This is a genomic window from uncultured Lactobacillus sp. (genome assembly GCF_947367125.1).
Taxonomy (GTDB): domain Bacteria; phylum Bacillota; class Bacilli; order Lactobacillales; family Lactobacillaceae; genus Lactobacillus.
Genome location: NZ_CANBCQ010000051.1, coordinates 1 through 13,423, shown reverse-complemented (window position 1 = coordinate 13,423; position 13,423 = coordinate 1). Strand labels below are relative to the sequence as shown.

The following is a 13,423-nucleotide window of genomic DNA, read 5'->3' as shown; positions in this document are numbered from 1 at the left end:
CCTACTTTGATTAAATAAATAATTAAAAAATCAATTTACGAGAAAGATCTATTTACACAAAAGATTTGACAGTTTCCTATTTTTGTCTAATAATCTATTCTTAATATCTACATTATATTTTTTCGTGACACATATAATTACAATATTTACTATCAAATCAAAAATATAATTTAGTATACCGTTTTCTATAGGTACAATGATTTTAAAAAAAGCTTCCAGTGTCAAGATACTTAAATCTGTTATTCCAAATATTAAACATGATCCTAAAATCAGCTTTATATTCTGCTTTTTTATACATATGAAATATAAAGATAGCATCATTATTTCTAAAATAGTTACTCCAAAGTTCATAAATAATTGTGTTGGACTAAATATTGCTAATAATATTGCTATAAGTCCTATTACCCAAATAGTAATCTTATTTCTTTTATATGTATTAGATATATTGCAAAAAATAAAAAGATCTGTAATTATTGAAAAAACAGTGAGTAATAATATCCAAAAAAAATTAATTACCATGATGGTTTCTATGATGCTTCCTTATACTTTTTTTATATACTTGCCAAAGAGGTTCAGAGTCAAATCCAATAAAATTCACAAAAGGACTATTAGCACTTTCACTGCTTTCAACAACATACTTTCCTAATTGTACATTTGACTCACCAACCACAGTAGTCGCATATTGTTTAACCGCATTTCCATCAGCTGCAGCATTTGCTTGCTTAGGCATAGCCACAAACATTACCACAACTCCTGCCAACATTAACAAACCAATCAAAAAGTTTTTCAATTTCATTATTTTATACCCCTCTTTTATCAATAAACGTAATTGGAGATATAGTATCATATTTTTACCATTATGAAGCAATTCATCATATTTGCCTGCATTTGACATCATATTTGCAATAAAAAGACAGAGTAGTATTACCTGCTACTCTGTTTAATTAATCAATTATTTTTCAGTATTTGTCAATTTTATGCACATAAAAAATTCCTAATGTACTGTATTCCAAGAAACTGGAACCGAAGTTAATCCCGTTGCTACGCTTCCAGTACTTCCATGTAAGAATTCAGTGACTGGTTTAGGTGCTTTGAAATGATGCGTTTGAATGTACTGTGTAATTTGATAACTGAGACGACCATAAATAGTTTGAACAGCCTCACCTTTTTCAGCTTTATCAATTGCTTCGTCAAATATGTTAATTAATTCTGCGTCATGCTCAACTTCAGGTGTAAATCGTACTTCTTCAAGTGCATTTTTAAAAGCCATAATATCTGGTGAAAATTCTGAATTCTTATCCTTCTTTTTGCCAAACATAATTATTTTCCCCCCTCATTATCAATTAGTGTAATCCTCTATCTATGATATTCAAAGCCATAATTTTCCTCTAAACTAAAACCAAAACTGTGTAAATAGCTATATATGTAATGAAAAATATCGATAAATACTTAATCATTTGTAAATAGGTAGTTTGTTTATCCGGATGCTCAAAAAATTGTTTTAATTTTGGCCATAATATTGGCAACAAAAAACAACTAAAGATCAATGGCCATTTTGCCAAACCAAAAAGAACAACGATAATTGGAAATAATAATCCCGCAATAATCAACGCCTTAATTATTTTAAGAGCATTCTTTTTTCCCGTATAACTGGCTAAAGTATGGCGTCCATTGTTTAAATCTTCGTGCAAATCACAAGTATTATTGGCTAACTGCAAAGCATAGAAAATAAGTGTTAAAGGCAAACATCTTATCAAAGTGATTAACGCCAAGTTCCAGGTCAAAGGATAGACGCCATAAATTGTAACGTAGATACTTACTAATATAATGAAATACGAAATAAAGAAAGATACCACTAATTCACAGATTGGTGTTGCATTCAGCGGCTTAGGCCCTGCAGTGTAAAATATTCCAATAAAATACCCCACAATCCCCATTATTAGTACGGGCCAACCAGTACGATAAACCAAAATGATACCCGGAATCGCTGAGATAAAGTAGCTAATCCACACTAAATTCCTAACATCAGTCAAAGGTAACTTCAGTCGTCCAATTGGATTTATATCAGTCAAAAAATGTCGATCTTTGCCATGAAGATAATCATAGTAATTATCAGCGATATTAACTGCTAAATCAAACAGAAAAACATCCACCAAGCACAGCAAGATATTAATCAAATTAAACATGTGATATTGTTGAAACGCCATTGCCGCGCCAAAGACAAACCACACTACGTTTAACGGCGCCGTATAAATCTCTGATAGTTGATAATATACTGGCCAAGATAAAACCTTCTTCATAGTAACTTATTAATCCTCCCATTTTTATTCATATCTTAGTCTTTTTCTAAAACAAAACATAGCTACCAATTTTGAAAATATTATCACAAATTACTACTTTAGTTATTAATAACTTTCATTACAACTGATGAAACTTTACCACTTTATTCTTCAATAAAATTTTCTGAACTTCAAAGCCATATGCTGGCAATTCTTTTTTTATAGCGTAAAAAAGAATTGTCTAAGGCCACTTCCAGCTTGTTGACCAATCTCATCAAAGGAAAGCTCAAAATTCCCAGTCTTATTATCTTTGATATATTGCCATAATTTATCGTACTTACTCATTATTTATTTTTTCAATCCTCAAGATGTAATTTCTTTTTATACTTCTTTTATAATTGAATTTTCTATTTTATAGATTTTTTATAATTCGTACTTTTCATTTTATATTTCTTTTATAGTAAGTTCAATTAACTAGAATCTAAAGCAAATCCGCAAAAAAATAAAGCCTAGCAAACGCTAGACTTTATTCTTAATAATTATCGAATGATTATTCTTCGTTCAATGATGAACGGTCGAATGAAGCATCCTTAAGTTCGTCATCGATAGTCTTAGTACCCATCCAAGAAATCATTTCCTTCATCTTGGCAGTAATTGCTTCTGCACCTGGCAATAACAACTTACGTGGGTCATAACCCTTAGCCTTCTTGTCAAGGTCCTTCTTGTCTTCGATGTACTTACGAGTAGCTTCTTGGAATGCTAATTGGAATTCAGTGTTGATGTTGATCTTAGCAATACCAAGTTGGATAGCCTTCTTAACTTGGTCTTCAGGAATACCTGAACCACCGTGAAGTACAAGTGGAGTGTCAGGAACAGCTTCAGCAATTTCCTTAAGACGGTCGAAGTTCAAGCCCTTCCAGTCTGCTGGGTAAACACCGTGGATGTTACCAATACCACAAGCAAGCTTGTCAACGCCAGCTGCAACGAACTTCTTAGCATCTTCAACAGAAGCTAATTCACCGCCGCCTTGGTTTTCACCAATCTTACCGATTTCAGCTTCAACTGAAATACCACGTTCATGAGCTAACTTGATGATTTCCTTAGTCTTAGCCAAGTTTTCATCAGTTGGAAGTGCGTGACCATCAAACATAACTGATGAGTAACCAAGAGCAATACATTCCTTAGCTGATTCAAAGTCACCGTGGTCCAAGTTCAAGATAACTGGAACTGAGATGTTCATTGAATCCATTTGGTCAGCTACCATGTCCTTAACGAACTTGTAACCACCCATGTACTTAGCAGCACCAGTTGATACTTGGATCAACAATGGAGTTCTAGTTTCTTCAGCAGCACGTAATTCTGCACGAGTCCATTCCAAGTTGTTAGTGTTGTAAGCACCTACAGCGTAATGGTTCTTACGAGCATCTTTAAAGATTTGATTACCGTTGTCAAAATAAGCCATTAAAAAATACCTCCTAAATATCTTACATGCATATTGTACCCTAATTCTGGAATTATGAACAATCTTTCACAAAATGTAAGCGTTATTTTTTAATTTTCATAATTTTTCAGTTACATTTCCTTAGGAGCATTGACACCCAAGAGTCTAAGTGCTTCAGTCAAAACGATTGAAGTAGCTTGAACTAAGGCAAGACGAGCACCAAGTTTATCATCTTTAGTTAAGATCTTCACGTTTGCATAGTACTTGTTAAATTTCTTAGCTAAATTTAAGGCAAACTTAGCAATTACTGATGGTTCAAACTTTTCAGCGCTTCTTGCAATGATTCTTGGGAAATCAGCCAAATCTTTTGCTACGGCAAAAGCCCACTCATCATCTAAAGCAAAATCGTTTTCGCTAGGCTTTTCGCCCATTGCTGCAGCCTTACGCAAGACACTTTGTGCCCGAGCGTTAGTATATTGAACATAAGGACCAGTATCGCCTTCAAAACGCACAACTTCTTCTAGGTCAAAGTCAAAGTTGTCTAAACGATCATTCTTCAAATCGTGGAAAATAACCGCACCTACACCAACATCATGAGCAACTTGATCTTGATCAGCTAAATCTGGGTTCTTTTCTTTAATTTGTTTCTTAGCAAGTGAAACGGCATCCTTTAATACTTGATCAAGGAAGACAACATTGCCTTTTCTAGTAGATAACTTCTTACCGCCTTGAGTAATCAAACCAAATGGAATGTGGTGAATTTCATCTGACCAGTCATACCCCATCTTCTTCAAAACAGTCTTCAATTCAACGAAGTGTTGTGCTTGTTCGTTACCAACCACATAGAGCATCTTAACGAAGTTGTATTCCTTCATTCTCCATTCAGCCGCAGCTAAATCACGAGTTAAGTAAATTGAAGTACCATCGGACTTAACGATAATTGCTGGGTTTTCATCTGGACCCATATCGACAACTTGGGCACCACGTGATTCGTGAAGCAAGCCCTTTTCCTTCAATTCATCAATCACTGGTTGCATCTTGTCGTTGAAGAAGGCTTCACCATTATAAGAATCAAAGCTTACGCCTAATTCCTTGTAGATCCGCTTAAAGTCTTCAAGGGAAACTTCACGGAACCATTTCCATAGCTTAACTGCTTCTGGATCGCCATCTTCAAGCTTCTTGAACCATTCACGACCTTCATCATCAAGTTCAGGATTATCTTCAGCTTCTTTATGGAAACGAACGTAGTAATGGAAAAGATTCATAATTGGATCTTTTTTAACGTCTTCTTCATTTCCCCAGTGCTTGTAAGCGGCAATTAACTTACCAAATTGGGTACCGTAGTCACCTAAGTAGTTAATCTTGATTGGAGTGTAGCCAACTTTTTCCATCGTCTTGGCAATTGAGTTACCAATTACAGTTGAACGAAGGTGTCCCATTGACATTGGCTTAGCAATATTAGGTGAAGACATATCGATTGGTACATTGCCTTTGCCTAACTTTTGATCACCATAATGTTCTTTTTCAGCTAAAACATCCTCTAAAGTTGATGAAATTAACTTTTCATGGTCGATTGCAAAGTTAACGTAAGGACCAACTGCCTTAATGCTAGCAAAATCATCACTCTTTAAATTTTCGGCAATGTTTTTAGCAATTTCAGCCGGATTCTTGTGCATAGTCTTAGCTAAGATAAATGCTGGAAAGGCATAGTCACCCATCTTAGCATTCTTAGGGCGTTCAATTAATGCAGCAATTTTTTCTTTAGGTAAATCAACTTGACTTGCAACTAAGTCAACCACTTCATTCTTAAAGTCCATATTTTCCTCTTTTCTAAACAAAAAAGCCTCTTCCTATTCTTGATAGAAAGAGACGAGTTTCTAACCCGCGGTACCACTCAAATTGATACAAAGTATCCGCTTATTTAAAATCATTATTAATTCAGTCAGACACGCCTTCATTATTTCTTATTGCCTATCTTTCACCAACATAGACTCGCTTAAATAAAGAAAATAACTACTACTTCTAACTTACTAGCAAAGATGATTATAACAGGAAAAGACGGCTCCTGCTACTGATTTGGGTAAAAAACTATCTTTGTTCAGCTAATAAAAATTTATAAAGTGGAATTACATTGATCGTTACATTATCTTGATGAATTGTTTTCGTAAGCAAGCTGGATAATTAATTTATTTCTTAATCTCCAATCATTATAAATTTCCAGTCTTTAACACACAATAAAAGCCGTAAAAGTGTCTAACTTTTACGACTCATTACATGTTAATCCCATGCTGAAAGCTTTTTGTTTACTTATTTACATTCCTTAAAGCGGAATCTACTGCTTCTTTAAATGCATGACTAGTAACCGATGCGCCGGAAACAGCATCAATATCTGTAGTGTTATTTTCAAGCATTTCTTTAGTCAAAACCGAAATTGCTCTGCCACCTAGAGATGGTGATTCTTTTTGTTGCAAAGTTTCAATTTGCTTTAATTTCTTACCATCATCTACCGTTACACGTACCACAATTGGCAAATCGCTAATGCCATTACTACTCATCCCAATTCCTTGATTTTGACCAGCGTCAAAATTAGCAACTGAAGTATGAGCATCAGATCGTAATTCTGGCACTTTTGAAGCACCAGTAACTGCATCAGTCTTAAATACTTTACGCTTTGGAAGAGCAGCATTTTCACCAGCAATTTTTCCTGAAATTAGCAAGTCTGCAATACTATTAGCGCCAAGATACTTCGTGGCAAAAATATCGCCTAATTCACCAGCTTCATATAAATGAGGTATTACATTACCATCCAAACTAATAACTTCACATTTTTCATTACGTTGGGCACCACCATGCGTATGTAAGATGTTGTGGCGAACTGGAATTGCATAATATGGACCTTCACCAAAACTACGCATTGTTTCAATCCTACGATTTAAAAACATGTCTCGTTTTTTTTCATCAGTTAAGAAATTAAAGTCAGCAACTGCTTGCTTAAGCTTGGGAGCGGCAATTTTCTCAGCTAATTCATCAATTGTATTAGCTTTAATTGCATATGAAATCAATTCTTTGATCTGCTCAGCCTTAGGAGAATCATCGTTAACTAATTGATCATATTGCTTTTGATCCATCACAATGTGGGGATGGTTTTGGTTGGGAATCATAATCCAATTACCATGATTATACTTGTAGCCATGTCGATCTTCTTCATCTTCACGGAAATATCGCGTACCATCATCTCCGGCAATAAAGATTGAGCCATTGAACAATGACTTCCAATTAATCATATAAGCGAATTTTTCACGTGCTTCATTTTGCCGTAATGACAAGCCATGAGAATCATAATTGGACATGTGCCATAAGCGTGCGCCAGCTTCAACTGCTAAATCAATTCCTTTACCTTGGTTATAAAGACTACCAATAGGCGCAAGCGATCCCTGGCCTAAAAAGGTTTGAACCATTTTGGGGTTATTTTCAAAACCACCACAACTAAGAACTACACCATTTTTAGCACCAACAAAGCGAACCCGACGGTCACGGCTAATCGTTACCCCTAAAATAGTACCATCTTCAGGAGATTGAATCAGATGTTCAACTGGTGAATTAAGCCACACGTCAATTTTATCTAAGCGTTCATAGACTTTTTTGCGTAATAACTTCCAAAAGCCACCATTGTACATACCTTGAGTCATACTTTGAGATTGCATCGAATTGGAATGACGATATTCAGGATATTCACCATTAGGACGTCTACCAGTGCCTTTTGCTTCAATATTAAAATATTTTTTAGAATATTCTTTCATCTGCATAACATTCTCGATAAAAGTATCTAATGCTTTGAGATCATATGCAAAAGGATAGTAGGTTTGCTTATAATAATCTTTTAAATCATCAAAGTTTTTACCCCAAGCAAAGGCTCCACCAGCATATCTAGTATTACCACCTTCACTACCTTCTGGAGCAGAATCAACTAACAATACCCGCGCACCGTTGTCTGCTGCAAATCTAGCAGCACCTGCGCCAGCACCACCAAAACCAACGACGATTACATCATAAATTGCGTCCCACTTCATGGAAGAGTTATATATCATTTTATTCACCTAATTAATCATATTAAATAAAAATTCAGGATCTAATAACGAAAGACCTGAATTTTTTATCTTTTTACCAGTAACCAATCACTTTAGTCCAAAGCAAGCCACCGCCAAGCCAAATAACGTTGAAGACAACACCTATGATGGCGCTTAGTTTCCAAAAATCTTTATTGGAAATATATCCAGTTGAAGAAACCATTGCAGCTGGACCGGCAGAGTATGTAGAAGTTGATAAGTAAACAGTTCCACACATTGCGAGCATTAAAGCGGCCATAATCTTAGGTACACCAGCACCTAAAGCAATTGAAAGAAAACCTGCGTAAAGAGCAGAAATTTGAGTTGAAACACTTGGGAACAAGTAGTGTAAGTAGAAGTAAACTAACCAAAGTATTACTAATACTAGAACCCAGTTAACTCCTTTAAGCGCTGCACCTAAAGTCTTTGAGAACCATGGGAAGAAACCTAAAGTCATTAGCTTTTGGGACATGAGCATGATAATTGATAGCCAAGTTAAGATATTCCATGCAAAGCTTTCATTCAACATGTCTTTAACATTGATTACGCCAGTGATCAACAATAAAGCAACTGCAATGAAACTAGTTTCAGTAGCATCAATCCCGATGTGAGAACCAACTAACCAAAGTAAAATGGCAAGAATAAAGACTGCTGACATAATCTTTTCAGCTGGCGTCATTTTACCCAATTCAGCTAATTTTTTATCAGCCCAAGCATGAGCATTCGGTGTTTGCTTAATTTCTGGTGGATAAATTTTGTAAAGTAAGAACGGTACAATGAGTAATGAAATCAGGCCTGGAATAATCGCTGCTAAGAACCATTGCAGCCAAGATATTTCAATTCCTTGAGTTTTAGCAAGTCCTAAGGCAACCATGTTACCGGCTAAACCAGTTAAAAACATCCCTGAAGTAACATTATTAATTTCGTATTCATTGAAAACTAAGAATGAACCTAATTTTCTCTGCGTGCCCTTTTCCGGATCTGAACCCATTTCACGAGAAAGCCCATCAATGATTGGGTACATAATCCCGTTTACACGAGCATTGTTACTTGGAATTCCGATTGCTAAAACTGTTTCAACAGCAGATAATGCATAAGCTAAACCTAAAGTACTCTTACCAAAAGTTCTCACAAACAAGTAGGCAATTCTTTTACCTAAACCTGATTTAATAAAACCTGCAGCCAAGAACATACACATTGCAACCATCCAAGCAACAGAGTTACCAAAACCAGCAGCAACTTCTTTCATGTTAAAAATACCGGTTAAAGTAGCAACTACCACAGCAATTAAAGTGGTTGCCATCATTGGTAATGGCTTAGTAATACATGCCGCAATAGTGGCTACGAAAATCGCAAATAAATACCAAGCTAGAATACTAATGTCAGCTGGTTTACATGGGGTTAATAGCCAAAGGGCAATCCCAATGACTAACGGAAGAATCCATTTCTTCCACTGAAATTTATCTAACATTTTTCTACTCCCTTAAAACTATTGAAAGTGCTTTTTATTTCGCTAACAATTTTAATTTATATTATTAACATAAAAATATCTAATTTTTCTTTGTGAATAAAATGACCTGTTTAAATGCTATAATTTTCTTTAATAGCAAAGAGCTACGCTTATTGTGAAATGTGTTATTTATAAGTTAAAAAGATGAACTTATAAAAATATTTTATAATCGAGGAAAAAGATGAATAATCAAGATTTAATGTATTTTTGTAAATTAATTAAAACTGGTAGTTATACTAAAACAGCGCAGTTTTTCAATGTTACTCAGCCAACCATTTCAGCTGCAGTTAAAAGACTAGCTGTCCACTTTAAAGATCCCTTAGTTAGTCAAGTTAATCGTAAAAGTAAATTAACAACCACTGCAGCAGGCGCTCTTCTTTATCAGAAAGCAACACATCTACTCCAAGAAATCCATAGTATTGATTATGATGTTCTTCATGCTGGAGAACGCAAAATCCGAATCTCATTTTCTGGCGTATCAGGTAGTATCTACATCCCCGAAATTATCGCGCAATTTTACCGTGCAGGAATTATGTCTATGCTTGATACCCACTTAGAACGCTCTGTGGATATTTTTAACAGCCTAACTAATGGTGACATTGATGTTGCAATTTACTCTTGGATGGTACCGATTAATGATCCGAGTTACTACATTCGTACTTTAAATAAAACTGAACTAGTTATTATCACCGGTTTAGATGATCCTTGGGCTACGAAAAAAGAAGTAAAAATTTCAGAATTACGTAACCGTAACTTTATTGCTCGGTCTGAAGGCTACTTAACTAGAGAATGCCTAGATCAAGAGGCAACCTTAGGGAACTTTAAACCTAATATCATTTTCACGGCACGCACGATGCAGCTTATGATTGACTTAGTTCGTGAAAACCTTGGAATTGCTCTAGCAATGGAAGATACACTCCAAAATCGAGAAGGACTTCATATTATTCATTTAATTCCTGAACAAAGATTATGGGCTTACATGCAAATCGCTATGCGTAAAAGTTTTATTCCGAATGAGTATCAACAAAAGGGGATTGATATTCTAAGAAACTTTCACGCTATTTAGCTTGTTTAATCGCCTTATCTACGGCTTCTTCGACAGCGCGTGTAGTAGTTGAAGCGCCGGAAACAGCATCAATATCAGTGGTGTTAGCAGCGACTATCTTGCCTGGTAATTCTTTAATTGCAACTGCACCGATCCCTTCAGTTTCATGATTTTCAAGGACTTCAACATTCTTAATCGTATGATCTTTATAAGTAACACGAACAACAATCTTACCACCGATCCCCGCTTCAGTTGATGCAACATATTGATCTGGCCCCAATTTAACGTTGTCCATTCTTTCACCATCAGCTAAGTCATTAATTTGTGGTACACCATCAGTAATAATAACGTTTGCTGTTGTGGTGTTATGAGCAGCGTTTTCACCAGCAATTTTACCGAAAATCAAGCATTCAGCGAGGTTGCCACCACCTTGATAGCGATTAACACACATCCCACCTAGTTCACCTGCACTGTACAAGTGAGGAATAGGTTCATTCTGACTATTCAAAATTTGGGCATTTTCATCGTGTTGTGGACCGCCCTGAGTATTTAATACCGCTGGTGCTAGCTTAATAGCATAAACTTTACCAGCCGCAAATTCAGTCATTGATTCCGGTGCACGATCAAACTTGACATCCTTACCGTTTTTTGCAAAGTTATTAAATTCAGATAAAGTTGTAGCTAAGTTTTCGGCTGGAACATTCATCTTTTGAGCTAAAGTTCTAATATCATCAGCACTAATCATCTTGTCAAAGAGCTTAGTGTATTTTAGCTGACCAGCTTCTTTTTCTTGCACAAACTTGTCATATTGTTGTTGGTCAAAAACAAGCCAGGCGTTATCAAAGGCCCGTGGCAAATCGTATTGACCATGATTATAAATATGACCATGACGGAATTTAGCATCTTCTTTTATGAAACGTGTCCCATCATCAGCTACAGCAAAAATTGAACCAGCTTTTACATTTTTCCAACCACTAATTTGACGGCCACGTTTATTTTCATCTTCAGCGATGACATAACTTGGAACAATTCCCAAAGATTCATAATTACTCATATGCCACATCTTAGCCCCAACTTCTTGAGCCATCGTAATTCCATCGCCACGATTATAGAGCGTGCCCAATGGCGTTAACTTGGTAACATGTAAATAGTCTTGTTGCATAACGGCATTATCTTCAAAACCACCGGTTGCTAAAACTACCCCCTTATTAGCATGAATGTAGTATTTTTTGTGGTTTCGTTCAATGACAGTACCAATAACTTCGTCACTATCTTCAGCTTGAATTAAATTAGTTGCGCGTGACTTGAGCCAGATATCAATTTGATCTTTACGGTCTAAAACATTTTTACGAATTACTTTCCAAAGACTAGCATCAAAATCACGGTTATGAACTAATGCAAAATCAAAAGTATCTGAGCCAGCAAATTCTGGATACTCACAAAGATTAGTTTTATGAGCCAGGTGGTCAGTTGATTGATAGTCTTGTGACCAAATAAATGGCTTCATACCCAAGTATTTTTCGAAGTATTCTGGCATCTTTACGAAACCATCTAAATAAGTGGCCATCGTTTTTTCTGAAACTGCAAAAGGTGCAGCTAATTGATGAAAATATTGATCAATCTTTTGCCGATTGTGAGCCATTGCAACGTGTTGAGCAGAATATCTGGTGTTACCACCTTCGTGACCATAAGGAGCGGCATCGACTAATAAAACTTTTGCGCCATTATCTGCCGCAAATCTAACTGCAGTTCCTCCAGCTCCACCGAAACCTAAGACGATCACATCATAGTTTCCGTTCCATCTTAATTTTTCATTTGCCTTCATTTTAATAACTCCTATTAATTATTTTTTATTTACAACGGTATAAATATCACGAAAAAGCGAACTATGCAAATATAAATTTTAAAAGTATTTTTTGGATAACACCCTAATACAGGCTATGTAAGCGATTTTAAATAAAAAGTGATCTAGTAATAAAAGCAAATTAAATTTCTACAGCATGATCAATAATTCACCTTGAAGTTTTGATAAAATTTATTTATAAATATAAAATAGATTTATCACGATGAGGTACAGAAAAATGGAATTTAAAGATCTGGAATATTTTAAAAAACTCGTTGAGACAAAAAGTTATATTGAAACTGCCAATTATTTTCATGTAACTCAGCCTGCTATCACTGCAATGGTTAAGCGCCTAGAGAGGGAAGTTGGTACCAAGTTAATTTTCAAAATTAATAATAGGGCGCAAATGAATATTACTCCTGCTGGATTAGTTGTCTATCGGCAAGCCCAAAAACTATTGCAAACTCAACAGGCCATTCTCATTGAGGCTAAACGTGCCAGTGAAAATAATTTTCGCTTAGGCTACTCAGAAATTGCCGGTAGTGCCTGGCTTGCCTCAGTAATAACCCAGCTTAACCAAGGACACTTATTAGCCTCCATTGAAACGCATCAGGATAATTCTGAACATTTAGTATGCAATTTACGTGAAGGAAAATATGATGCCATTCTTTTTTCAAAATTAAGCGATGAACAAATCTCTGGCATTAAAATCACTAACTTACGTAAATATCAGTATGATTTAATCGTACCTGCTAACAGCGAACTGGCCCGTCAAAGTAAGATCGACATTTTCCAAACCAGAAACATCCCTTTGATTATGCGACATAAACGATTTTTATCTCGGATCGCGCTAGAAAAAGTCAAAACAAAAACTGGCTTTAAACCAAACAAAAAATTAGTTGTCGATAGCATTGACGCTACCACACAATTAATTAGTAAGGGAATGGGTATTGGATATTTAATGAATTTAGCTGTTAAAAATCGTCCAGGCGTCGTGGCAGTGCCACTAATTCCAAGCCAGCAGGTCGATTGCTTTGCTTGTCTAGCAGTAAGAGACGATTTTATTCCAAACAAAATTCAAGAAAAATGCTTAGAAATTTTACGCAATTTCTAAATTCAGGGAAACTATCTTTGTTCAGCTAATAAAAATTTATAAAGTGGAATTACATTGATCGTTACATTATCTTGATGAATTGTTT

10 protein-coding genes are annotated in these 13,423 nt (G+C 35.6%); 2 read left to right on the top strand and 8 right to left on the bottom strand.

The window, feature by feature from the left end; genetic code table 11:
• Nucleotides 1-508: 508 nt before the first annotated feature.
• The 7 genes from Q0Y84_RS11410 to Q0Y84_RS11380 form a co-directional block, all read right to left on the bottom strand.
• A complete protein-coding gene (locus Q0Y84_RS11410) occupies nt 509-796 on the bottom strand; it encodes a hypothetical protein (protein ID WP_013086767.1) in 288 nt (95 codons plus the stop codon).
• A gap of 198 nt (nt 797-994) precedes the next feature.
• Complete coding sequence (locus Q0Y84_RS11405) at nt 995-1,318, bottom strand: bacteriocin immunity protein (RefSeq protein WP_297953806.1); 324 nt, start codon at nt 1,316-1,318, stop codon at nt 995-997.
• A gap of 70 nt (nt 1,319-1,388) precedes the next feature.
• Nucleotides 1,389-2,300, bottom strand: coding sequence for a prenyltransferase (locus Q0Y84_RS11400; RefSeq protein ID WP_297953803.1), 912 nt, complete (start codon nt 2,298-2,300; stop codon nt 1,389-1,391).
• Nucleotides 2,301-2,829: 529 nt separating this feature from the next.
• On the bottom strand, nt 2,830-3,741 hold the full coding sequence (locus Q0Y84_RS11395) for a class II fructose-bisphosphate aldolase (protein ID WP_025005521.1): 912 nt from the start codon (nt 3,739-3,741) through the stop codon (nt 2,830-2,832).
• Nucleotides 3,742-3,851: 110 nt separating this feature from the next.
• Complete coding sequence (argS, locus tag Q0Y84_RS11390; protein WP_297953795.1) at nt 3,852-5,537, bottom strand: arginine--tRNA ligase; 1,686 nt, start codon at nt 5,535-5,537, stop codon at nt 3,852-3,854.
• A 486-nt stretch (nt 5,538-6,023) separates the two neighbouring features.
• Nucleotides 6,024-7,808 (bottom strand): FAD-binding protein, encoded by a 1,785-nt coding sequence (locus tag Q0Y84_RS11385; RefSeq protein ID WP_297953792.1) that lies wholly within the window; start codon nt 7,806-7,808, stop codon nt 6,024-6,026.
• 73 nt (nt 7,809-7,881) lie between these two features.
• The gene (locus tag Q0Y84_RS11380; RefSeq protein ID WP_297953789.1) at nt 7,882-9,297 is read right to left on the bottom strand and encodes a DASS family sodium-coupled anion symporter; all 1,416 of its coding nucleotides are present in this window, start codon (nt 9,295-9,297) and stop codon (nt 7,882-7,884) included.
• Nucleotides 9,298-9,517: 220 nt separating this feature from the next.
• Between Q0Y84_RS11380 and Q0Y84_RS11375 the strand changes: the two genes are divergently transcribed.
• Nucleotides 9,518-10,402 carry a LysR family transcriptional regulator gene (locus tag Q0Y84_RS11375; protein ID WP_297953785.1) on the top strand — a complete coding sequence of 295 codons (885 nt, stop codon included), beginning with the start codon at nt 9,518-9,520 and terminating at the stop codon, nt 10,400-10,402.
• Here Q0Y84_RS11375 and Q0Y84_RS11370 read toward each other — a convergent pair.
• On the bottom strand, nt 10,395-12,206 hold the full coding sequence (locus Q0Y84_RS11370; RefSeq protein WP_297953782.1) for an FAD-binding protein: 1,812 nt from the start codon (nt 12,204-12,206) through the stop codon (nt 10,395-10,397). The two genes, Q0Y84_RS11375 and Q0Y84_RS11370, sit on opposite strands and share 8 nt — an antisense overlap.
• A gap of 256 nt (nt 12,207-12,462) precedes the next feature.
• On the opposite strand from Q0Y84_RS11370, the gene Q0Y84_RS11365 reads away from it, so the two are divergent.
• Nucleotides 12,463-13,338 (top strand): LysR family transcriptional regulator, encoded by an 876-nt coding sequence (locus tag Q0Y84_RS11365; RefSeq protein WP_297953780.1) that lies wholly within the window; start codon nt 12,463-12,465, stop codon nt 13,336-13,338.
• The last annotated feature ends 85 nt before the right edge of the window (nt 13,339-13,423 follow it).

Bases quoted from the DNA above. Each gene is read 5' to 3' on its own strand.
- Q0Y84_RS11410 (WP_013086767.1), bottom strand. From the start codon at position 796: ATGAAATTGAAAAACTTTTTGATTGGTTTGTTAATGTTGGCAGGAGTT.
- Q0Y84_RS11405 (WP_297953806.1), bottom strand. From the start codon at position 1,318: ATGTTTGGCAAAAAGAAGGATAAGAATTCAGAATTTTCACCAGATATT.
- Q0Y84_RS11400 (WP_297953803.1), bottom strand. From the start codon at position 2,300: ATGAAGAAGGTTTTATCTTGGCCAGTATATTATCAACTATCAGAGATT.
- Q0Y84_RS11395 (WP_025005521.1), bottom strand. From the start codon at position 3,741: ATGGCTTATTTTGACAACGGTAATCAAATCTTTAAAGATGCTCGTAAG.
- argS (WP_297953795.1), bottom strand. From the start codon at position 5,537: ATGGACTTTAAGAATGAAGTGGTTGACTTAGTTGCAAGTCAAGTTGAT.
- Q0Y84_RS11385 (WP_297953792.1), bottom strand. From the start codon at position 7,808: ATGATATATAACTCTTCCATGAAGTGGGACGCAATTTATGATGTAATC.
- Q0Y84_RS11380 (WP_297953789.1), bottom strand. From the start codon at position 9,297: ATGTTAGATAAATTTCAGTGGAAGAAATGGATTCTTCCGTTAGTCATT.
- Q0Y84_RS11375 (WP_297953785.1), top strand. From the start codon at position 9,518: ATGAATAATCAAGATTTAATGTATTTTTGTAAATTAATTAAAACTGGT.
- Q0Y84_RS11370 (WP_297953782.1), bottom strand. From the start codon at position 12,206: ATGAAGGCAAATGAAAAATTAAGATGGAACGGAAACTATGATGTGATC.
- Q0Y84_RS11365 (WP_297953780.1), top strand. From the start codon at position 12,463: ATGGAATTTAAAGATCTGGAATATTTTAAAAAACTCGTTGAGACAAAA.